25 protein-coding genes are annotated in these 19,681 nt (G+C 59.4%); 13 read left to right on the top strand and 12 right to left on the bottom strand.

All coding sequences use genetic code 11. The features are described 5' to 3' along the window. The first annotated feature begins 1 nt into the window (after window position 1). The 3 genes from N5095_RS02665 (at window position 2) to N5095_RS02655 (ending at window position 1,893) form a co-directional block, all read left to right on the top strand. Window positions 2–610 carry a DsrE/DsrF/DrsH-like family protein gene (locus tag N5095_RS02665; RefSeq protein WP_267620770.1) on the top strand — a complete coding sequence of 203 codons (609 nt, stop codon included), beginning with the start codon at window positions 2–4 and terminating at the stop codon, window positions 608–610. A gap of 46 nt (window positions 611–656) precedes the next feature. Next, window positions 657–1,043, top strand: coding sequence for a DUF302 domain-containing protein (locus tag N5095_RS02660; RefSeq protein ID WP_267620768.1), 387 nt, complete (start codon window positions 657–659; stop codon window positions 1,041–1,043). Window positions 1,044–1,227: 184 nt separating this feature from the next. Continuing rightward, on the top strand, window positions 1,228–1,893 hold the full coding sequence (locus N5095_RS02655; RefSeq protein ID WP_267621076.1) for a DUF2270 domain-containing protein: 666 nt from the start codon (window positions 1,228–1,230) through the stop codon (window positions 1,891–1,893). Between the two features lie 148 nt (window positions 1,894–2,041). Here N5095_RS02655 and N5095_RS02650 read toward each other — a convergent pair whose 3' ends face one another. Next, window positions 2,042–2,305 carry a DUF7521 family protein gene (locus N5095_RS02650; protein WP_267620767.1) on the bottom strand — a complete coding sequence of 88 codons (264 nt, stop codon included), beginning with the start codon at window positions 2,303–2,305 and terminating at the stop codon, window positions 2,042–2,044. Beyond that, window positions 2,302–2,658, bottom strand: a complete 357-nt coding sequence (locus N5095_RS02645; protein ID WP_267620765.1) for a helix-turn-helix domain-containing protein — start codon at window positions 2,656–2,658, stop codon at window positions 2,302–2,304. Before N5095_RS02645 ends, N5095_RS02650 begins: the two co-directional genes overlap by 4 nt. Window positions 2,659–2,757: 99 nt before the next feature. Here N5095_RS02645 and N5095_RS02640 point away from each other — a divergent pair, with 99 nt between their 5' ends. From N5095_RS02640 to N5095_RS02630, 3 genes are all read left to right on the top strand, one after another. Next, window positions 2,758–3,558, top strand: a complete 801-nt coding sequence (locus N5095_RS02640) for a DsbA family protein (RefSeq protein ID WP_267620764.1) — start codon at window positions 2,758–2,760, stop codon at window positions 3,556–3,558. A gap of 2 nt (window positions 3,559–3,560) precedes the next feature. After that, a complete protein-coding gene (locus N5095_RS02635) occupies window positions 3,561–4,109 on the top strand; it encodes a hypothetical protein (protein ID WP_267620762.1) in 549 nt (182 codons plus the stop codon). Between the two features lie 225 nt (window positions 4,110–4,334). Next, complete coding sequence (locus N5095_RS02630; protein WP_417372352.1) at window positions 4,335–5,837, top strand: FAD-binding protein; 1,503 nt, start codon at window positions 4,335–4,337, stop codon at window positions 5,835–5,837. Between the two features lie 323 nt (window positions 5,838–6,160). Here the strand turns inward: N5095_RS02630 and N5095_RS02625 are convergent, their stop codons facing one another. Then, a complete protein-coding gene (locus N5095_RS02625) occupies window positions 6,161–7,402 on the bottom strand; it encodes an MFS transporter (protein ID WP_267620758.1) in 1,242 nt (413 codons plus the stop codon). Between the two features lie 626 nt (window positions 7,403–8,028). Here N5095_RS02625 and N5095_RS02620 point away from each other — a divergent pair. After that, window positions 8,029–8,472, top strand: a complete 444-nt coding sequence (locus N5095_RS02620) for an acyl-CoA thioesterase (protein ID WP_267620756.1) — start codon at window positions 8,029–8,031, stop codon at window positions 8,470–8,472. Window positions 8,473–8,605: 133 nt separating this feature from the next. Next, window positions 8,606–9,562, top strand: coding sequence for a nucleoside recognition protein (locus N5095_RS02615; protein WP_267621073.1), 957 nt, complete (start codon window positions 8,606–8,608; stop codon window positions 9,560–9,562). A gap of 1,008 nt (window positions 9,563–10,570) precedes the next feature. On the opposite strand, the gene N5095_RS02610 is transcribed toward N5095_RS02615, so the two are convergent. Both N5095_RS02610 and N5095_RS02605 read right to left on the bottom strand, forming a co-directional pair. Beyond that, the gene (locus N5095_RS02610) at window positions 10,571–11,146 is read right to left on the bottom strand and encodes a HEAT repeat domain-containing protein (protein WP_390202500.1); all 576 of its coding nucleotides are present in this window, start codon (window positions 11,144–11,146) and stop codon (window positions 10,571–10,573) included. A gap of 291 nt (window positions 11,147–11,437) precedes the next feature. Next, complete coding sequence (locus N5095_RS02605) at window positions 11,438–11,872, bottom strand: helix-turn-helix domain-containing protein (protein WP_390202545.1); 435 nt, start codon at window positions 11,870–11,872, stop codon at window positions 11,438–11,440. A 126-nt stretch (window positions 11,873–11,998) separates the two neighbouring features. Here N5095_RS02605 and N5095_RS02600 point away from each other — a divergent pair, with 126 nt between their 5' ends. After that, complete coding sequence (locus N5095_RS02600) at window positions 11,999–12,595, top strand: DUF8170 family protein (RefSeq protein ID WP_267620752.1); 597 nt, start codon at window positions 11,999–12,001, stop codon at window positions 12,593–12,595. 29 nt (window positions 12,596–12,624) lie between these two features. Here N5095_RS02600 and N5095_RS02595 read toward each other — a convergent pair whose 3' ends face one another. Beyond that, a complete protein-coding gene (locus N5095_RS02595) occupies window positions 12,625–13,362 on the bottom strand; it encodes a Cdc6/Cdc18 family protein (RefSeq protein ID WP_267620750.1) in 738 nt (245 codons plus the stop codon). Between the two features lie 78 nt (window positions 13,363–13,440). Further along, window positions 13,441–13,977 (bottom strand): hypothetical protein, encoded by a 537-nt coding sequence (locus N5095_RS02590; protein ID WP_267620748.1) that lies wholly within the window; start codon window positions 13,975–13,977, stop codon window positions 13,441–13,443. Between the two features lie 170 nt (window positions 13,978–14,147). Between N5095_RS02590 and N5095_RS02585 the strand changes: the two genes are divergently transcribed. After that, window positions 14,148–14,486, top strand: a complete 339-nt coding sequence (locus N5095_RS02585) for a winged helix-turn-helix domain-containing protein (protein WP_267620746.1) — start codon at window positions 14,148–14,150, stop codon at window positions 14,484–14,486. A gap of 128 nt (window positions 14,487–14,614) precedes the next feature. Here the strand turns inward: N5095_RS02585 and N5095_RS02580 are convergent, their stop codons facing one another. After that, entirely contained in the window at window positions 14,615–14,992 is a 378-nt protein-coding gene (locus tag N5095_RS02580) for an HVO_A0114 family putative DNA-binding protein (RefSeq protein WP_267620744.1), read from the bottom strand. A gap of 203 nt (window positions 14,993–15,195) precedes the next feature. Between N5095_RS02580 and N5095_RS22475 the strand changes: the two genes are divergently transcribed. Then, complete coding sequence (locus N5095_RS22475) at window positions 15,196–15,540, top strand: DUF7718 family protein (protein ID WP_425499007.1); 345 nt, start codon at window positions 15,196–15,198, stop codon at window positions 15,538–15,540. A gap of 90 nt (window positions 15,541–15,630) precedes the next feature. Continuing rightward, on the top strand, window positions 15,631–15,801 hold the full coding sequence (locus N5095_RS02575; protein ID WP_267620742.1) for a hypothetical protein: 171 nt from the start codon (window positions 15,631–15,633) through the stop codon (window positions 15,799–15,801). Between the two features lie 130 nt (window positions 15,802–15,931). On the opposite strand, the gene N5095_RS02570 is transcribed toward N5095_RS02575, so the two are convergent. From N5095_RS02570 to N5095_RS02560, 4 genes are all read right to left on the bottom strand, one after another. Continuing rightward, a complete protein-coding gene (locus tag N5095_RS02570; RefSeq protein ID WP_267620740.1) occupies window positions 15,932–16,231 on the bottom strand; it encodes a hypothetical protein in 300 nt (99 codons plus the stop codon). A gap of 339 nt (window positions 16,232–16,570) precedes the next feature. Next, window positions 16,571–18,253 carry a transposase gene (locus N5095_RS02565; protein WP_390202496.1) on the bottom strand — a complete coding sequence of 561 codons (1,683 nt, stop codon included), beginning with the start codon at window positions 18,251–18,253 and terminating at the stop codon, window positions 16,571–16,573. A gap of 95 nt (window positions 18,254–18,348) precedes the next feature. Then, window positions 18,349–18,636 carry a DUF7521 family protein gene (locus tag N5095_RS22470; protein WP_390202494.1) on the bottom strand — a complete coding sequence of 96 codons (288 nt, stop codon included), beginning with the start codon at window positions 18,634–18,636 and terminating at the stop codon, window positions 18,349–18,351. Further along, on the bottom strand, window positions 18,633–18,992 hold the full coding sequence (locus tag N5095_RS02560; protein WP_267620738.1) for an ArsR/SmtB family transcription factor: 360 nt from the start codon (window positions 18,990–18,992) through the stop codon (window positions 18,633–18,635). Before N5095_RS02560 ends, N5095_RS22470 begins: the two co-directional genes overlap by 4 nt. A 167-nt stretch (window positions 18,993–19,159) precedes the next feature. On the opposite strand from N5095_RS02560, the gene N5095_RS22465 reads away from it, so the two are divergent. Further along, window positions 19,160–19,600 carry a hypothetical protein gene (locus N5095_RS22465; RefSeq protein ID WP_390202492.1) on the top strand — a complete coding sequence of 147 codons (441 nt, stop codon included), beginning with the start codon at window positions 19,160–19,162 and terminating at the stop codon, window positions 19,598–19,600. The last annotated feature ends 81 nt before the right edge of the window (window positions 19,601–19,681 follow it).

Genomic DNA, 19,681 nt, shown 5'->3' with positions numbered 1-19,681 from the left:
CATGAGTACGGATACACCGGACACCGCCGATACGGGGGACGCCGCCGACTCGATCGACGCCCCCGAAGACCTGTCTACGGCCGAGCTGGCCGCCGAGGTCGAGGAGCTCCGCGAGGAGCTCGCGGACCTCAAGGCCGACCTCGGTGACGACCAGAAATCGATGGTCATCGTCGCGACGAAGGGGACCCTGGACATGGCGTACCCGCCGCTCATCCTCGCCTCGACGGCCGCGGCGTTCGGCTGGGACGTCACCGTCTTCCACACGTTCTGGGGGCTCGACATCCTCCACGAGAAGAAATCGAAGAACCTCAAGCTCTCGGCGGTCGGCAACCCGAGCATGCCGATGCCGAACGCCATCGCGTCGCTTCCGGGGATGGACACGATGGCGACGAAGATGATGAACAAGAAGATCGCCGACAACGGGACCGCGACCATCGAGGAGCTCATCGACGTGTCGCTCGACCAGGGCGTCGACCTGCAGGCCTGTCAGATGACCATCGAGCTGATGAACTACGACGAGGCGGACTTCTACGACGGCGTCACCACCGGTGTCGGCGCCGCCACCGCGCTCCAGCGCATGGCCGACGCCGACGTCCAGCTGCTGGTCTGAGCACCACCCACCGAACACGCGCTTCGCAGACACCCACTCCCCCATCATGAACTACACGACTCGGAAACAGGTAGACGGACAGTTCGACGAGGTCGTCGAACGGACGATTAGCGCACTCGAAGACGAAGGGTTCGGCGTCCTCTGTGACATCGACGTGCAGGCGACGTTCGCGAAGAAACTCGACGAGGAGTTCAGCCAGTACCGAATCCTCGGTGCGTGTAATCCGCAGCTGGCGTACCAGGGTCTCGGAGCGGAAATCGAGCTCGGGGCACTCCTCCCGTGCAACGTCGTCGTCTACGAGGCGGAGGACGGCTCGGTCGTGGTGAGTGCAGTCGACCCTGCCCAGCTCGTCGGGATAACCGACAATCCGGACCTCGACAGTATCGCGGAAGATGTTTCGGAGCGCTTCGAGCGCGTGCTCGAGTCGCTGTAACCTGCGACGACCTCGGAACCGACCGCTGCTGTCACAGCTCCCCCGAAAGACACCCACCGACTTCACGACCCACCTCATGAGCGACTCCGTATCGAACACACCCGAAGAAGAGCAGTCCGACCCCGCGGAGGGCGGATACGACCGCGACGAGTCCTTCGACGCGCTGAGCGAGGAGGCCAGAACCATGGGCCGGGGGTTCTTCGAGGAGTCCAGCTCGCCGGGCGGGTCGATGGCGCACCTCTACCGGGGTGAGATTCACCGGATGAAACTGTGGCGCGAGCGTCTCGACCGCACCTCGAACTGGGCGGTGACGCTCATCGCGGCCATCCTCACCTACGCGTTCTCCAGTGCCAGCCGTCCACACTACGTCATCCTCGTCGGCGTCGTGATGGTGAGCATCTTCCTCGTCATCGAAGCCCGACGGTACCGCGGCTACGACATGTGGCGGTCTCGGGTGCGGATGCTCCAGCGGAACGTGTTCGCGTACTCGCTGGACCCCTCACAGGGTATCGAAGACCCGGACTGGCGACCGCGTCTCTCACGGGACTACCGCGAGCCCCGTGTGAAAGTCTCCTACGAGGAGGCCATTGCCCACCGGCTCCGCCGGGTGTATCTGCCGCTGTTCACCGTCCTGCTGGCGGCGTGGTTGTTCCGCATCCTCGCCACCCCCAGCACCGGGAGCACCTGGCCCGCGAGTGCGTCGGTCGGTGTACTGCCCGGGACGGCCATCATCGCGGTCGTCGGCGCGTTCTACGCGGTGCTCGTCGGTATCACGTTCCGCCCGCGCATCTGGCAGGCGACCGGCGAGCTTCGGCGCAGCGAGGTCGGCGCGTGGGACGACATCGAGTGATGGACCGCAGCGCGACGCAGTCCTGTACGGCCGACCCCGGGTACGACCGCTCGTGAGACTCACGAGGGCTCGAGCCGGACGGCCACGGCTCTACTCGTGGGGCAGACGGCTCCAGAATAACTGGTAGAGGGGGTAGACGACCCCACAGCTACTGGTAGAGGGAGTAGGATATCGACGCCATCCCTCCGAGTATGAACCCGGTTCGAACGTACGAGGCGGCTGGAATGGGGTCACTCAGGAAGGAGAGAACGGTGCAGTCCATCGCCTGGGACGTACTGACGAGGAGGAATCCGATGGAGATGAACAACATCGTGGAGCTGTCGTTTCGCCGGTAGCCTCGGTACGATTGATAGGCGATGAAGTACCCCAGCGCGATGGCTAGCAGGTTGCCAGCGACGAGTACCGTGCTCACCGCTCGTCACCCCGGATACGCTCCCAAGCACTCGTGAACCGGTCCGCCGGGTCCGTCGTCCGTGATACGTCGATGTTCATCATCCCGTCCTGAATGTCGATGTCGATGTGGTCGACTGCCGCCTCGTACCGATTGTAGTGATTGCCATCGGGGTCGATCTCGGTGGATTCGACGACGAGCCCCTGCTCGAGGAGACCTTCGACCCGTCGATAGACCGTCGGCAGGGACGCACCGACCTCCTCTTTGAGCTCTTTCGCCGACATCGGCCGGTCACTAGTTGCGGTGAGGATGGTTCGCGCGTACTCGTCGTCCAAGAGGCGCAGCACCTCCGTCGAGTCGAAACCCTCACTCACGTTCGGGAGATGATTCCCGCCGGTAAAGGGCTCTCGGGTGTTTTCCGAGTCAGAAAACGCTGTCCACGCTTGATATGGTACTCGCGGGAACTCCCGACGATGACCGGGCAACAGACGCGGTTTTCACGGCGGCGGATTCTCGCCGGAACCGGTGTCGCCGTAATCGGGAGCCTCGCGGGCTGTAGTAGTGCTCGCTCGAACGAGTCTGACGGCGCGAACACCGTCGGCGACTCGGGACAGACGTCGCGGAACGGGCCGACAACTGGCGGTGAGTCCGGTGCCGGCTCCGCCTCGTTGGTGAACGCCGGCTCCGGAACGACCGGGTACGACGTCTCGGTCGACGGGAACGCCATCATCGGTCAGCCCGATGCGACGGCCGACCTCTACTACTGGAGCGACTACCAGTGTCCGTTCTGCAAACGCTTCGAGGAGGGGGCGTTCCCGAAACTCCTCGAAAACGAAGTCGCCGACGGGGAGCTCAGAATCGTCCCGCTCTCGCTCCCGAACATCGGACAGGCGTCGTGGAACGCGGCAGTGATGGCTCGCTGTGTCTGGAAGGACGTCCGGGACACGCGACCGGCCGCCTTCGTCGACTGGCACCGAGCGGTGTTCGATGCGCAGGGCGAGCCCAACTCGGGGTGGGCGAGCGCCGAAAAGCTCCTCTCCATTACGGAGTCGGTCGACGGTGCCGACGCGAACGCCGTCGAATCCTGCTATTCAGGTGACAACGCGGACGAACTCGACACGATTCGTTCCGAGCGCCAGCGCGCCGGTGAGTCCGGTGTCGGGGTCACTCCGGGGTTCGTCGCGTACGGTCGGGACACCGACCGTTCCGGGAAACTCACCGGTGCCCAGCCCTACGAACGGTTCTCGAAGGCCGTCGAAACGGTCACCGAGTGACGATGCCCACGAAACGAAGAATCCGAAGACGGGCATCGTGGTTTCTGACCGACCTCCGGTCGGCGCTGGCGTACCCCGCGACAACTCCCCGGCGGTTCGTCTTAACGGCGGGGCTCGCGACGGCGACGTTCGTCGGGCTCGTGTTCAGCACGTTTCCCGGCTACACCGTCCAGATGCTCTCGGCGGGCATCGTTCGGTACGCCGCGACGGCGTTCGTCGCGCTTCTGGAGACGACCTATCGGTCGATCGGGACGGTCGGTGTCGGGCTCATCGTCGCCTACGCCGTTCTGACCGGAGTCGCACTTCTCAACGTCGCCAGCCAAGTGAAGCGGACCCAGGTCTCCGGGTTCTCCGACCTCCTCGGCATCGTCCCGGGACTGCTCGCCTCGGGTTGTGCGAGCTGTGGGGCCGGCGTTCTGGGTCTCCTCGGATTCGCCGGAGCGCTCGCCGCGATGCCGTTCCATGGCAACCTCCTTCGGCTCGCCGGGCTGTTGCTTCTCGTCTTCTTCCTCGGTCGAGCAGGCGACCCTCGTCAGTGTCGGCTCGCGTGAGCCGCAGGCTCTCGAACACCCGGCGCCCCTCGTGTGATACAGTGACGAGTCGGCGTTGAGAGCGGAATCGAGCCGTAGAGCGCTTGTGAAACATTTCTGGGACGCGCCCCGAGGCACTCGCCTCCTTGTACCCGCAGAACTGTAATTCACTACTGGAGTTGTCCGCTCACACGCCCGCCTGTACGGAAGAAGTGAACGTAAGTAGGATGGGGTCTTTATCCGAATATCGTGCCTGTTTCCGAGGCTTACGAAATCGTCGTCATCGGGGGTGGCATAGCGGGCTGTTTTGCGGCTGCGACCGCCGCCGACCGGGGGGCTGACGTCGTGCAGCTCGAACGCAAGTCCGCAGAAGAGGCGGGACACATCGCCTGCGGCGACGCGATGAAGAGCCCGACCGACTCGAAGAAGTATCCCGGGCCGATCGACATGAGCGCTATCGCGGCGGACGAGGACGTGCTCATCGACGGGAACATCGACCGGATCGAGTGGTGGGACGAGGAGCTCGACGTGAAGAAAGTCCTACCGTACGATGGTCACAGTAACGTCGTCGACCGTTACGAGTTCGGGCAGCGATTGCTCGAACAGACGGCGGCCTGTGGGGTCGACCAGCACTTCGACACCGTCGTCAACGGCGTTCTCCAGGACGCGCAGGTCGAGGGGGTACGAGCCGTCAGAGACGGGGAAGCTGTCACGTACACCGCCGACCTCGTCGTCGACGCCGGCGGCTCGCTGTCGAGCGTCATGGCCAACGTCGACTTCGGTAGCTTGGATGCAGAGCCCGAGACCAGCTTCGAGAAACCCAACTACCAGCAGTTCGGGTCCGCGTATCGAGAAGTGTTCCACACGCAGGCGCCCGTTCCCTACGACAACGCGCTCGTCGGAAAACCGCTGGAGCGGATGGGGTACATCTGGTACTTCCCGCGAACGGCGACCGAGATCAACGTCGGACTGGGATTCCAGATGAACAAGGACCCGGTCACGCTCGTCGACCGACTGAGAGCGGACCTCGAGGGGCGGCCCGAATTCGACGGCGCGGACCTCGACACCGTGAACGGCGGGGCCAACAAACTGGGTGCCGCGCTCGCCCTTCGACGGCCACTGGACTCGATGGTCGCACCCGGGTACATCACGGTCGGCTGTAATGCCGGCACCACGCACCCGATTACGGGGAAGGGAATCAGAGGGGCCGCCGTCACCGGCTATTCTGCCGGGAAACACGGCGCGGCGGCGGTTCGCGACGACGAAGACGGCTTTATCTCGGAAGCGGACCTCTGGGCTCACAACTACTTCGTGTATGTCGAGCACGGCCTCGGGACGCGCACCGCGGTCAAGGACCCCTACAATATCGCCGCGTCGCAGGTCGGGATGGAGAACGTGCGTGCGGCGGTCGCCCTCCTGCCCGAAGATGCGATCGCGGACGTTGTCTCCTCCGAGGGTAACTCACTCGGCGTTCGGAGCGCCATCCGCCTCGCGAGTGGCGTGGTGCAGAACGCGCTGTCGCTGGTCAGCGACGACCGTTTGGAGGAACTCGACACCACGAAGCGAGCGGTGGGTCGAACGCTCCTCGACTTCGTCCGGACCCGAAGATACGCCGAGAAGTACGAACGACTCTACGGCGAGTATCCGGCAACTCGTGACGGCTTCTTCGAGTGGCGTGACGCTCGGGACGCTGTGGACGACGCGTTCAACGACGAACTCGGCATTCCCGCCGATCGACGCAAGTATTAGCCGAAAGAGCGAGCCTGAGCGCCCCTTTCTCAGTAAGCGGTTGACCGGAGCGCAGGAAGGGATACAGCCCCTCTCTTCCAGTCAGGAGTGGAAACTGCGGACCTCCACGTCGACTGCGGATTCGAGTTCGGCGACACTCAGTTCGTCGCCGACCACGATGCCGTGAGAAGGCCTCGAGTCGCTGGTAGCGATGTCCTCAATCGGAGAACACCTTCGAACCGCTCGGGACTCGGAACGGCAATCAGTGTCGTACGTTACGAGCGAGACGTGGTAACAGCCGACGGTCTGTCTCTGAGACTCGCCCGCGACGTCCGTCGACGGAGTCAAGCAGGCACCGTCGCCACACCGGATTCGGCCATCTGCCAGACAGTGACCACCCCCATCGCTCCCAGGCCGATTGCGAATCCGAACACTGCGGCGTAGGTTCCAGTGGTGGCGACCAGTTTCCCGGCTACGACGGGGGCGACGAACGACCCCAACCACCCCGCTACGCTCGCGAGCGAAACGGCTGTCCCGGCAGCACTGGGATGAACCGATTCCTGTGCGAACTGGTACATGAGTCCGATCTGGAGTTGGACGAACACCCCTGCGAGGACGAGCATCGAGACCAGCACCGCGATCGTCGTGCTGTAGAACATGGCGACCGCCAGCACAGTCGTACCAAGGAAAGCGACGGCAAAGACGGGACGTCGTCGTTGACCTAACACCGCGTCCGAGAGCCACCCCCCTACGGGCCGAGCAAAGACACCGACCAGCGGGAACAGCGCGACGAACGTGCCACTCTCTGCCAAAGAGACGCCGAACCGGCGGGTGATGTACGTCGGCATCCACGAGTTGAACATCATGTACAGCGAGTAGCCCAGAAGGGTGACGACGACTATCATCCAGACGTTTCGGTCTGCGAACACCCGCTTGAAATCGGCTAGACTCGGCGGTTCGGGCGATCTATCGAACCGAGAGACGTTGCCTGCCGCGACGTAAAACGCGAGCGACAGTACCACCACCGCGCCGCCGAAGACCGGAAACACTCCCGGCCAGCCGACGACCTCGGCGATGCGTGGGGCCCCGAACTGGCCGAGTGCGTACCCTGCCGGGTAACCCGATATGGTCACCGATGTCGCCGTTGCCCGCCGGTCGGGTGGGAACGCACTCGAGGCGATGTTGATACTGACAACCCACAGAACGAACATCCCAGCGCCCGCGAACAGCCGCGAGGCAACCAGCAACCAGACGTCTCCTCCGCTGGCAGCGACCCAGTCCCCAGCACTACCCAGGAAAAGAACGGCTGCTGCGGCCGGGACGACCGTTCGAGTTTCGACGCGGTCGAGATACATGCCGACCGGAATCCCGACTACCGTCGCGGTCACCTGTGGCATCGAGACGAGCGCGGCGGACACGGCCTCGGTGGTGCCGAGGTCTGCCATCACCAGCGGGAGGATGCTGGCTGGCGTGATCAGATAGGCTCCGACGAACAGAAGCATCAGCCATCCGGACGCGATAGTCGCGACTCGCCACGTCAGAAGCGTGCCGAGCCGACGTGTCCCGGCCGGTTCGACATTGGTCATACTCCCACTGGACGGAAATGGACGTAAGTTCTATCGATTGAGAGGCACAGCGGTGTTGGCTGCTATCGCGCTCTGCTGGGATGGAGATACTGCGCTACACGCGTGCCGTGTGTCCAGCAGAGCGGCTGAAACAGCAATTATCGGGACGCGAGCACAGGCATCGATGCGCACTCTACTCACCAAAATACGGGCACTCCTAGAGCGTGTCCACGTCGTTCTCGTGTGTGCGGAACTGGCGGCGGGGACGCTCGCTTATCCCTCTGTCATCCAATTAGTCCGCGAGCTCGATGTATCTTTATAATTTCACTTTGAGCTTCGCCTATCTATCGATGTCACGTGGGGGTGGCGACTGACTGTCGTAGCGGTAGGCTGCTTCGATGTCCATCGGCGCGTGTCTCCGGACACCATCGACCCCAGGCCGACGCCACGCCGACTGTGTGAACTCGGAGCGTGACGTCGTCGTCGGCATCCGTGAGTCGGTCGGCGGCCTCCTCCGAAGAAGAACGGCTCGGACTCGGGTCCCTTCGACGGCGTATCGCACGTGTCGTCGATACCTGACCGCCACCGTCTCCGAGCGGAGGAGCCAAACGGGTTAAAGAGTCACCGGACGGAGCCGTACACCAATCGTGGCGAGTATCAGCGAGACCCACATGGAGAACAGAGAGCGCATCCAACCTAACGACACCAACAACTACGGGAGCGCCCACGGGGGGAACATCATGCACTGGATGGACGAAATCGGCGCGATGTCTGCGATGCGCCACGCCGGCGATACGTGCGTGACCGCCCACGTCAGCGACCTCGATTTCAGACGTCCGGTTCCACAGGGTGACACCTGTGTGATTAGCGCGTACGCGTACGCGACCGGGGAGAGTAGCATTCGCGTTCGGATTCAAGCGTTCCACGAGAATCCACGGACTGGCGAACGAGAGCAGACGACGGACGCGTACTTCGTCTTCGTCGCCGTCGACGAAGAGGGGACCCCGGTCGCAGTCCCGGATCTCGACGTCGAGACCGACGAGTGTGAGACCCTTCGGAACGCCGCCCTCTCCGGCGAGAACAGCGATTGAGTAACTCCGGACGGTTGGGATGCGACCGAGTACGCTACGGACCGATGCAGACTTTCCTCCTCGTGCCTGAGCGACACCCGTGAGTCCCGTGGTGGTCGCGGTTCAAGTACAGCCGAGTGCACTCCTCCCGGTCATGGCCGAGGTGCTTCCCAGAGTCGCACGGATAGTCCTCCTCATCGGAGTGGGAGTGTTCTTCGCGAACCTCGCCGTCGGCTTCGGCCTCGTTGAGCGGGTCGCCGGGCTCTCGCGGTTCCTCACTGGTCCAGCGAATCTCCCCGACGAGGTGGGGACAGCCATTTTGACGACCGCTGCCTCCACGACCGCCGGCTACGGGATGCTCGCGGAGTTCCGCGAGTCGGGCGCACTCGACGACCGGGAGACGCTCGTCGCCGTCACTATCAACACGTTCTTCGGCTTCGTACAGCACATCTTCACGTTCTACCTGCCGGTACTCCTGCCGATTCTCGGCCTTCACGTGGGGTTCCTGTACGTCGGGGCGCGGGCGTTCGTCGCGCTCTGTATCACGCTCACCGGTGTCGTCGCCGGAGCGCTCCTGCTCTCACCGCCTGACGACGACCGTTCGGCGACGGTCACGGCCGACGGCGATGCACCCGATGAGAGTGCCGACACCCCTCTTGCGGTCGTCCGCGAGGCGTGGGGTCGCACACTCCCGAAGCTTCGGCGCATCGTTCCTCGACTCGCCGTCGTCTACACTCTCGTCGTGGTCCTCACCCGAACGACGGACCTCACAGCCCTCACCGAACTGGCGGACCCACTTGCGACCGTCGTCGGGCTCCCAGGCGCGGCGATCCCCGTCGTCGCCGTCTTCGCGCTCGACACCACGGCGGGAGCGGCGACCATCTCCCCGCTGGTCGGCGTGGAGTTCACTCCACGGCAGGCCGTGGCGACGATGCTCGTCGGTGGTATCGTCTCCTTCGCGTTCTCGACGTTCAAGCGCTCGATTCCGTTCCAGTACGGCATCTGGGGAGCGGAGTTCGGTTCGAAAGTGGTCGCGGTGAACACGGCGCTGAAAGTCGTGTGGATCGGGGTGGCGGTCGCCACCGTACTGTGGATTCCACTCCCGTTGTGAGTTCGCCTCGGTGAATCGACGTCTCCTCGAATTCACTGGCAGATTCCCAGACCGCAGTCTACTGATGCGCGATATGAGTGCCTCGGGGCTTGGCCCCGAGGCGTGACGCGAACGGGGTCGACTCCGTTCCGGACGTACTGCCGCTGCTTGACGTTACCGTACACGGGGCGCTCGAAGTCCCGGGGATTTGTGACGCATCCAGACCCGAGGCGGACACCAGCACGCCGTTCCGTATCGTGTTCGAGCAACTCCATCGAGCGTCCGCTCGGTCGCGACCGGGTGCCTCGGCGGCGACCCCCACTCATCGCGTGGCTTCCGGTCGAATCGGGGGTTTCCGTCGGGCCCGTCGCACATCACCGACGACGCCCCGGGGGTGGGGCCGTTCTCGCGTCGGACCGAGAAGACGGGAACTCCTGGAGGGGAAGCGCAACCCGTCGGATTCGAGGAACGAACTTCGTACCGTGGTCGCACGGCCGGACCCGAAGGCCGAGCACTCGGCGCCGTCGGTCGGTGGAATCGCTCGAAGAGACCGTTCTGCCCCAGGAGAGGCGTCCCGTCGAATCCATCCGTTCGTGACCGCCCGACAGCGTCGATTGACCCTCACGCACACGTGATTATCGTGCTAATCACGTGTGCAGACTTTTGCTGGGGTTCTAGGGGTAGAACCGGTGAGGGGCCCGATACCGGGCCAATCTTCGCTTGATAAACTACAAACTGCTATACTGACTTGGTCCGCTGGTGAAGTTCCACAGTTTCGGAGGATAGGCCAGTTTTGGGTCGAGTCTCCGCCGGTTCGGGTTCTAATTCCTAACGAAGTACTCAACTCCGGCCTATTCTGAACGAGATAATCGAGTGAGTATGGGATATTGCACGGATTTTTGGTGCTCTTACAGAGCGTTGCCACTCCCAATCGGCGAACCCAGCGAGGAATAAGTCACTTAGTCAGGCGGAATCAATGCAGAGACGACAATCTCGACGCATTCGCCTGCGGTAAACACACCCCTGGACCTACGGGTTTTCATCAGCAAGCCGCTCCTGCAGTGGCTCCGCTGCCTCGGCTAGCTTCGCCGGGTACTCACACCCGACGACCACCAGCGCTGTACAGAGGTGATACCGGACGAGTTCGTTCTCGTCGTCGAGGTGTTCGGTTAGCGAGGACACTTGGTGGCGAAGCCTCCTTGGATTCCCGAGTGCGACGTACGCTAACGCCTTCGCCAGCTTTGCTCTGACTTCGGGTTCGTCGAATCTGAGCCCGATGCGGAAGTCGGCCAGTGTTTCCGGGCTGGTGACTGCTTCGGGCGCTTCGACCGCAAGGTAGCCGAGTGCTTCGGCACTCCGCGCCCGGACGTAGTAGAACTCTTCGTCGTCGGCCAGGCGCTCGGCGAGCGCGTCGACAGCGGGGAGGACGGCCCTCGGCTCTGACTTCGCCAAGGTAACGAACAGTTTCGCGGTCGTCAATCTGACAGCGCGGTCCTCGTCGGTCAGGAACTTCGAAAGTGGGTTCAGCGAGTTCTTCGAAGGAGCGTGGCGGCTCTGCAGCGACATCTCGAACCGCCCGTAGCGCACGCCTGCGAGTCTTCGCATCAGCCGCGTCGAGCCGGTCCAGATGGGTCACGATCTTCTCGGAGTCTCCCTCGTCAAGGAGATTCGTCAGGCGGTCTACCGTTGGCGACTGGTCTGGTTCACTCATCGGCGTGGCTGTGTGTGAATAGCTTTCATGACCGCTTGCTTCAATCCGATGATTCCGGGCTGACCTGCGAAGCCTCACAGATCACGTCGAGAAACAAAAACGCAGTCGCTCGCCGAACACGGCCCCGGTCAAACCTCATACCGATAGTTAGCCACCGGGGTCGAACAAGCAGAATCCTGGGGGGTTTAGTGGTCCGGTCGAGGCATGGACTCGACGTCTTCGATCCGACCGGTCTTCTCGACAGCATCGTACTGACGCCTCCATGCCTCCTTCGGGAACAACCCGTTCTGATCGAACAACTCCCGCGCCTCCGAAGTGAGCTCGAAGAACTGGTACGGATACCCTCGGACACGATTCCCCGTCTCGAACTCACGGACCCGAACCACGCCGACATTTTCCAACGTCTTCAGGTGGCGGCGAATTGAATCCTCGCTCAGCGGGGGGTTCATGTAGTCCAGTTCCTCAACGGTTGGTGCTCCTTTCGGATGCCCCACGATGTCAGCGAGAATGTCCGCACGCTTCTTGTCGACAACTCGTTGGAGCGCACGCCACGTATCGAAATCAGACTCCTCACTATCCGCCCCGCGACCGTCCTTACCCACTTCCGCTTGCGGTCTCATGCCTTCCTCTTTCGCTCCCATCACCATAAACACTCGCACTCAACTGAGGTTAAAGCGCAACTACTACCGCAACTAATTGGGCATCGAATCAAGGGTTCATGCGTTAAACGATAGTACGACTGGTTAATGGACGAAGACGAAACGGCATCGGAAACAGAGGAGGCTAGGGACGACATCCCAACAGAGTCCGAGATACTTGACGGGATAACGGACATCAGTCTCACGCCGACCGAACACCAGCGCGTCAAAGACGTGGTGAACGGCGAGGAGATGCGTCGCATCAAGGGCCACGACCGCCGCTACCTAATCGTCGGTGCCGGTGGTGAAACCGGAGCTGCAACACGGCGAATGACGGTATGTAATCTCCTTGGCGAACGGGAGGATGCAGTCGCAACTCGGCTGGAGGATTTCGGGTTGACACGCGAGGACATCAAGTTGTGGACCCGGGTGTTCGACATCCTGTGCGGACGCGCAACGGACATCGTCGCCGTACTGGAGGACTTTGACGGAGGATACGTGTGGGAACTCGGGTTACTGTTCGCACCGTCGTACCGGGAGAAGGTCTGGGTTCTGAAGCGACGGTACAGAGATGAGGATGTGGAACGCGAACGGTTCGACAACGGAATGGCCGCCTCTCATACCAAGATGTTGCTGACGGGTGGCCGGTGCCTGGAATGGCGCGACGAAGAAGAACTCCAGAACGCCGCCAAATCCCTCCCGTAGCCCCGGAGATACACATATGAAAATCGGTATTATGACGCCGAAGCTGCCGGACTAACCACCCGGTACGTTCGCCCTCTCGCTTCCCCGTCTGCGACAACCAGATTGTAGTGCGCCATCTTCTGGAGGTAGTTTCGCACCATCCGCTTCGTCTTCGGGTCCGACGCCCGCGCCTCATACAGTTCGTACAGGTCCCCGGACGCGAGCTCGTCGTGCTCCGACAGAATCTCGTAGATGAGGCGCTGGTCCTCGGTCAACTGCTCAATGTTCTTCTGACGGATTTCCGCTTCTGCTTCCGGAACCGACTCACGAATCACCGCGTCCGTAATCGAAACATCTCCACGGTCAGTCGCCCGCTGTGCCGCTGTCCGAAGGATTCCGATAGCAACCCGTGCGTCCCCGCCGGACGCCCGAGCTATCCGCTTAATCTGCTCCCGACCAACTGCTTCTTCGCGGAGTCCCCACCGAGCACGGTCGTTGAGAATGGACATGAGTTCGTCGTCCCGGTAGTAGTCGAACTGAATCCGCGTCCGGGCGCGAAGACGACTCGCAATCCGGGTGTCGATGTTCGAGAACAGGTCCTGTTCCCGGTTCGCTATCAGGATCATCGTGATGCCACGTGTCTGGTGCAGGTCGTACAGAACGGATTTGTCGACGAGTCGGACAGCCGTCTCGAGAAAGCCCAACGACGCGGCGTCGTTCATCAAGTAATGCGCTTCATCGATGACGAATACGACGCGCTTGTCGGTCTCCTTCGCCCACTCGTACACGACGTTGAACAACATCCGCATCGTCAAGCTGGTCTCGTGACGGCCCCGCGCACCCTCCTCTTGGTGGAGGTCAGGAACTTAATCGTCGACGTTGACGGGCTCTCCGTCGGGGTTCGCCGTTTCAAACCCAGACATCCAACACGCGAAGCACGGCAGCGATGCATCCGGAATGCAGTCACAGTCGTCAGGACGCTCTATGGTCTTGTCACTACTCGTTTGAGTCCCCATGTCGGCCTTGCTACCGAACCCAGCAAACACACCACCGTCCGTCACCGCAACGCGCGGGCTAGAACTGACGTGTTCACCGAGATGAGCGTCGATCGCGGTCGTTTCGACCCAGGCAGGAACGGACCGAGCACCGGTGGCGAACATTACACGCCGGTAGTGCTTGCAGCCACCCTCGGGACTCCGGTGAATTGAATCTGGACACTCACACGCCCCGCTACGGGCGTCGACGAGGTACTCGTTCCCGGACTGAGAGACAACGAGGTACAAATCGTCCGCGTTCTTCACTCGGCCCATGTCCTCGAGAACTGATTGGCACTCGGTGAGGGCACGGACATCGCGTGGTTCGAGGTCAATACTTTCAACAGCGTCGGCTTCGTAAATGCTCATGGCTGTTTGCTCCACAGACAGCTCAGTCCGAGTGTTGGCGCACTCGGGCATTTCTACACGCCCCGAGGGACTGGTCTGTCTCTACCAGTTACCACGTGGTGTATGGTATTAAGGGTTAATCCAGTTGTCACGAAGAAAATGGTTTATGGCTGCAGAAACTATACTACTCTATGAGCGACAGAACACGTGACGACTCCGGGCGGTTTAGTGAGAAGGTCTCCGATCAGGACTTCTTGAAGTTGTTTGATAAGACGGATGACGCCTTTCTCACCGCCCCAGAAATCGCCGAGGAATTCGGCGTCACTCGGCAGGCCGTGAGCAAACGACTCAGGCGAATGGAAAAGGAGGGCTTGGTTAAGAGCAAGTCAGCCGGAGCCAACGCCGTCGGCTGGTGGTCATTAGTTGCACCACGTCTGTCCCCAACTGCCGAAAAGCAAGCCGATGCTGCCTCTCAAGAGGATGCTGTCAGCCTTGAGGATCTAGAGAGCGAGTCCGACAGCGACGCGTAGCTTGTATTACTAGAGTCGGGGGAAGATTTCGCCCTCAAGGAACCTGCACAGCGGCTGGGTAAGACAGGTAGTTCATTACATAATCCTGACCAGCAGTCAACCTGGCGGCTCAGGTACGTCTAAAAATCCTACAGAATCGGTTCAACAACGATGTGGTCGTGCTGGAGATATGGACGTTTCTTGTTCCCATCCTTTTCGAACCCGATAATCCCATGTTCGGCTAGGAGCCCGAGATCACGACTGACTTGAGACTTGTCTCGGCCAACGAAATCAGCGAGACCTTGAAGCGATTCGACCTCTTCATCTGCGAGTGTCTCAACGAGTTCGCGCCGCTTCTCAGTCAGAACTTCTTGGGCACTTTCGTAGCTGATGACGTGGACTCCAGTAACTCCACCTTGAGCGAGAGTACGGGCGAGCATTTTCCGGCGCTCAGATCGGCTCTCTCCATTGGGGGATTCATCACTGGGTGCCCCCCACGTTGCACGTGGCATGGCAGTTCTCTCCACTAGTTGTGGTGGTAGCACAACTTCTTAAGCTTTCCTCTCAGGAATACTACCCGTCACTACTGCTTGCCTACGGCGTGAGTCGTAGGAATAAGGCACGCAAACCGAGCACGCTTGCCTGTGGACAGCTACCTCCACAGATTTTTATCGTTGTGCTCTCATCACAACAGTAGACGCTGTCTGCCAGATTCACTCCGAGTCTATCTATGCAAAGCGAATTCGCGTATACCTACGAGGTGGGCGTGTTTCGGCATCGGCCGTACCAGATAGGGGTTCGGGCGGATCCAAGTTTGAACGATGTTGACTCGTTCGCGGTGGTACTGTTCTTTGAACAAAAAGACGGCATTCGGATAGAAATTGCAAAAATCGACAACAGTGAACACGATAGAGGGGAGATTCACCTCGATCAGTATTATCGATCGGACCCTACAAAGAAGGACTTCACTATCGAGGTAGACTCCGTCTATGAAGCAGACGATTTCCTCGAGCAGAACTGGCTGCGATATGCTCAACTATATGATCGTAATCACGGGACAAGCGCTGTCACATAATACGACTGCGAACGGTCTCGTGAAATGTCTCTGTTTTAGTAGAATGCAACATGCCAAAGGATTCGAGACATGGAACGGAATCAAGAACCGATGACGGACGAGGAGTTCGCTGCGCTGCGTGAGGAGATGGACGAACAGCGCGAGGATGTCTATGAAGCGCTAGCAGAGGACTTCGGTGGGAGCCCTGAGGACTACCGGGTCCGTGACCGTAGCAGTACTGAAAAGACCGATTCCGACGCCGACGCTCCTGCTGACGACTGACGGAAACGGGTGTTCTTTTGTTGCTGAGAAAGACTAGACCGCTTACTTCCCTGTGATTAACCAACACTCTCCGATTGCGGTGTTGGTTAATATTACCATCCCCCTCTGGTGGTCCTCCTCCAGAGCTTCATCAACGAAGCGTAGAGGGGATCAAATTGTAGTAGAAGAACCTGGGGACCATAGAGAGAATCCCGTATGAGAGCTCATCATTGACTTCCTGAGCAATTGTTTCTATTTCAGCAGCTTCCTCAGAGATATACCCCATGCAGTTTATATCACCATGATCGTCTGGCTCTTGATCGTCATCATAGTCCTGAATCGGGGGGCCATGGCTGTCAATACGCGAGAGGCTTTCAACCTTCTCTTGCAGGGGTTTCAGTTTGCGTCTGGTCGGGTGTTTGTAGGGTGGTGTCTCACCCGTCAAATCCATTAGCTGGAGAGAATGTCCGCTCAGTGCCTCTCGGTTGTGTCTGTTTTCAGCCTGTATCTCGGATGTCGTGCGCTCAATATCGATCAGGGTTTCCTCAACCTAATGATACCAATCACGGTCTTCGCGATAGTCTTTGGAGAAGATACCGATGGTCACAGTTTCGGAGGATAGCCAATTTTCGGTACTCTTTGAGCTGATAGTGACTCAAATCAGCTTATTTGATGAGAATACAGAGTCGATAAGCATCGAAATTCTACAGATGAAGGGAACCGGCACGAAATTCTTTCTCTCGAAAGAGCGTTTCCACTCACCAAGAGCAAGCCGAGTTGGCGTACTGAGCTAATCGGATGGGATTAGTGCTGAACAAACCAACTCGACACACTCACCAGCCGTCAGAACCGGTGCATAGTCCATCTCAGCGTCGACACCGGCCTTCAGGAGGAAATCGGCGAGCCGCCAGATATTGTGCAACAGTACTGCGAACACGAAGTAGAACAGCCGAACGCGGTAGTCTTTCGAGGACGTTTTCGCTAAGAAGTCGTACTTGATCGACTTGTACCCGCTCTCAATTTCCCATCGGTACCCGTACTTTGTGAGCAGACCGTTGCCTCGGTTCATCATGAAGACCGGGTACTGCCGGTGATCGGTGTGTTCGGAGTTCTCTTTGCGTCGGTAGATCAGTGTCGTCGAGTGCCACTCATTATCGCCGAGATGTAACTTCCGATCGGTCTCGTAGCGGTCCTTTCCCTGTTTGAGGAGCCGTTTCGCCTGCGCTTTCTCACTGGTATGCATCTGCTTCGGGACGACGTAGGAGAGGCCGCGTTGGCTGATCATCTCCAGGATGTGCTGGCTGTCGAACTCGCGGTCCATCAGCACATTGTCGACATGAACAGCCGCCTCTGCCGAGTCCAAGAGGTCCTCGACGATTTGCTTCCGCGTGTCGCCTTTCCGAACTGGGCGCGTATCGAGGACTATCGGAACAGCACTCCCAACCAGCTGGACCGTCGCCCACTGGTAGGCGTACTCGTCGGTTTTCTCCTTCGTCCCGATAATCTCGTCTTTGTGCCCGGCGCGATCACCGGTGAACGGGTCGGACTCGGTGATGTCGATGGCGACGATACCACCTCGAAAGAACTCCTCTGTGTCTGCTGCCCGGTCCAGAAGTCTACTCACAGCCTGTCGGTGCATCTCTCGAATCTGCTCAATTGAGAGATCACGGACATGCTCGCGGTGGGCGTGGCCGAGTGGTGTCCGGTTCCTATTGGACTCATAACTGAAGCTCCGTGCACCCTCGTTGACGGCGAGGTTTTCACGGAGACCCAGATATGTCTGGAGATCCCAGTAAGCGTTCTCGTGGATCTCACAGCCCTCGCCACGGTGCAGTGAGAACGCAGGGAACGCAACTCGACTCACCTGCTCAGTGACTGTCTCAGCTTGCTCTAATACGGTCTGATCGCCAGGGTCCGATTCCGCACTCCCATCACTGTGTCTGCGGCTCTGTCGTTCAGACTCACACGGGACCGTAATGCCAGCGTTCTGGGCTTTGATAAGAATCGCTCGCGCTGCTGTCTCGACCGTGTTTCGGAGATCAGCACTGAAGCGGTGGTGCCAGCTACGCCAGAGTGTCGACTGGTTCGGTACCGACTCCAGACCTGTCTGTTCGCAGAGATCGAGGTGTTGGATGAGATACTCAACGAGGGCAGTTTCGTGGTCCCAGCCATAGAGTTCCTTCAGCAGGAACAGGCGAAACAGCGTCTCCATTTCATAGCTCGTTGAACCTGCGTAACGGTCGTGGGCCTCGAATCGGACGTATGCGAGCGGTAGTGCGTGGACGAATGGTTCAACGTCCTCATGTTTGTCTTGGTTGAACCACGCTTCCGCGACGACGCGAACATCTGATTCCAGCGCGGGGAGAGACGTGCGATCAAACAGCGGAGTGGACTCATATGCAGGCCAGTCAACGTAGGATCGGTGGACGATCTGGCGGAAGACAGTGCGGCGAGACTCACGGGTGGGGGCCACGACGAGAGGCTGATCACGACACAGTCAAGTACTCGTCTAAATGCTCAACGCACATCCCGTTCTCACAGAATTGTCTCGACACTGGGGGCGTTCTGCTAGATGTTCTGTTGTTCAGAATCAGCCATAATAGATCGCAAAATCAGCAACATCCCAACAGAGACGAGTACCGCTTGAATAAGAGCGGCTGAAAATAGCGACGTGTTGAACGTATTGAGAATGAGCCCTTCACAAATCGCGCCGATTCCGATTAAGACGAATCCGATCGAAACGTAGAACATTGGATTGCTTTCACTCCGTCGATACGCGTAGAATGCAAGATACGCAATAGAGAGACTCAGCGAAAGCGTTATCAGCTTTACTACTATAATCGGGATGCTAATCATATATTCTCGCGAAAATTGTTCCAGAGCGTGGTGAAGTTGTCGGCAAGTTCGTCCCGTGTCTCAACTGACAATTCGAGCTCACCGTCGGAAATGGCGACATGGAGCGTTTCAATTGTCGTCTCGAACAGTTGTTTGTGTTCGCCACCGGAACCGATCGTTGAATGGACTCTGATGAGACCGTGTTCCTGTAGGGTGGAGATACGACGGTAAATTGTCGCCAACGACGCATCACATTGCTGACTAAGCTCTTTCGCCGTTCTGGGGGCTTCATCAGCAGATAGTAAGATCTCTCGAGAGTAGTCGTCTGCGAAAAGCTCAAAGAGAGCCGTAGACTGGCTGTTTTCCCTTGTCGTCATATACCCATATTACAAGTTCACCTGCAAAGAAGCGGCGGTTTGGTCACATAAAACGCATCGTCGCTACGAACAACAAAACGGGGCCCCACGAAATCAAATCAGCTTTTCTACGAATGAGCAAACTGCCAGCCTGCTTTATTTACTGGGGATCAAAACATTGGACAGGAATGCGATCGAAATCAAGACGCTACCTGAAAGCAGTGGTCATCAGTATCGGTGCTTTCGTACTCTTTGGGATTGTCACAGGCTTGATTCCGAATCCCCTCTACATTCGGCAGGTACCACGAACGCCCCTAGATTATCTCTTCCTCATCACTACTGCGGCCTTTTTGGGGATATACACCCTTCAGCGAACGAACAACGAGCACAATGACGAGAAGACAGCTACTGCAGGAACTGTGGTGGGCTTTCTGGCATTCGGCTGTCCAATCTGCAATGCGTTTCTGCTCGCCTTGTTTAGCAGTTCCGCACTAATGACGTATCTCGACCCATTACGACCCCTCTTAGGTATTGTAAGCGTCGTGTTCTTTGCAGGACTTCTCTACAGCCGTTCACAGAGTTCATGTGACACCTGTGGTATTGAGGAGCGAGGAAACCAAACTCATTAGTCAAACGCACATAATGACAAATACTGCAAAAAGTGAAGTTGAAGACACGAACTCGAAGAACAGATGGCCCCTTATTGGGCT

The sequence above is a fragment of the Halobium salinum genome, from assembly GCF_026586625.1.
GTDB classification, from domain to species: Archaea; Halobacteriota; Halobacteria; order Halobacteriales; family Haloferacaceae; genus Halobium; species Halobium salinum.
Note: the sequence above shows the minus strand (reverse complement) of the source record. Positions and strands in the feature narration are given on the sequence as shown.

What these genes read in the sequence shown, in the direction of transcription:
- N5095_RS02625 (WP_267620758.1), bottom strand. Translation starts at nt 7,402, where the DNA reads ATGACCAATGTCGAACCGGCCGGGACACGTCGGCTCGGCACGCTTCTG.
- N5095_RS02635 (WP_267620762.1), top strand. Translation starts at nt 3,561, where the DNA reads ATGCCCACGAAACGAAGAATCCGAAGACGGGCATCGTGGTTTCTGACC.
- N5095_RS02615 (WP_267621073.1), top strand. Translation starts at nt 8,606, where the DNA reads ATGGCCGAGGTGCTTCCCAGAGTCGCACGGATAGTCCTCCTCATCGGA.
- N5095_RS02660 (WP_267620768.1), top strand. Translation starts at nt 657, where the DNA reads ATGAACTACACGACTCGGAAACAGGTAGACGGACAGTTCGACGAGGTC.
- N5095_RS02570 (WP_267620740.1), bottom strand. Translation starts at nt 16,231, where the DNA reads ATGGATTTGACGGGTGAGACACCACCCTACAAACACCCGACCAGACGC.
- N5095_RS02590 (WP_267620748.1), bottom strand. Translation starts at nt 13,977, where the DNA reads ATGAGCATTTACGAAGCCGACGCTGTTGAAAGTATTGACCTCGAACCA.
- N5095_RS02575 (WP_267620742.1), top strand. Translation starts at nt 15,631, where the DNA reads ATGACGGACGAGGAGTTCGCTGCGCTGCGTGAGGAGATGGACGAACAG.
- N5095_RS22470 (WP_390202494.1), bottom strand. Translation starts at nt 18,636, where the DNA reads ATGATTAGCATCCCGATTATAGTAGTAAAGCTGATAACGCTTTCGCTG.
- N5095_RS22475 (WP_425499007.1), top strand. Translation starts at nt 15,196, where the DNA reads ATGCAAAGCGAATTCGCGTATACCTACGAGGTGGGCGTGTTTCGGCAT.
- N5095_RS02600 (WP_267620752.1), top strand. Translation starts at nt 11,999, where the DNA reads ATGGACGAAGACGAAACGGCATCGGAAACAGAGGAGGCTAGGGACGAC.
- N5095_RS02610 (WP_390202500.1), bottom strand. Translation starts at nt 11,146, where the DNA reads ATGCGAAGACTCGCAGGCGTGCGCTACGGGCGGTTCGAGATGTCGCTG.
- N5095_RS02560 (WP_267620738.1), bottom strand. Translation starts at nt 18,992, where the DNA reads ATGACGACAAGGGAAAACAGCCAGTCTACGGCTCTCTTTGAGCTTTTC.
- N5095_RS02605 (WP_390202545.1), bottom strand. Translation starts at nt 11,872, where the DNA reads ATGAGACCGCAAGCGGAAGTGGGTAAGGACGGTCGCGGGGCGGATAGT.
- N5095_RS02640 (WP_267620764.1), top strand. Translation starts at nt 2,758, where the DNA reads ATGACCGGGCAACAGACGCGGTTTTCACGGCGGCGGATTCTCGCCGGA.
- N5095_RS22465 (WP_390202492.1), top strand. Translation starts at nt 19,160, where the DNA reads ATGCGATCGAAATCAAGACGCTACCTGAAAGCAGTGGTCATCAGTATC.
- N5095_RS02655 (WP_267621076.1), top strand. Translation starts at nt 1,228, where the DNA reads ATGGGCCGGGGGTTCTTCGAGGAGTCCAGCTCGCCGGGCGGGTCGATG.
- N5095_RS02585 (WP_267620746.1), top strand. Translation starts at nt 14,148, where the DNA reads ATGAGCGACAGAACACGTGACGACTCCGGGCGGTTTAGTGAGAAGGTC.
- N5095_RS02665 (WP_267620770.1), top strand. Translation starts at nt 2, where the DNA reads ATGAGTACGGATACACCGGACACCGCCGATACGGGGGACGCCGCCGAC.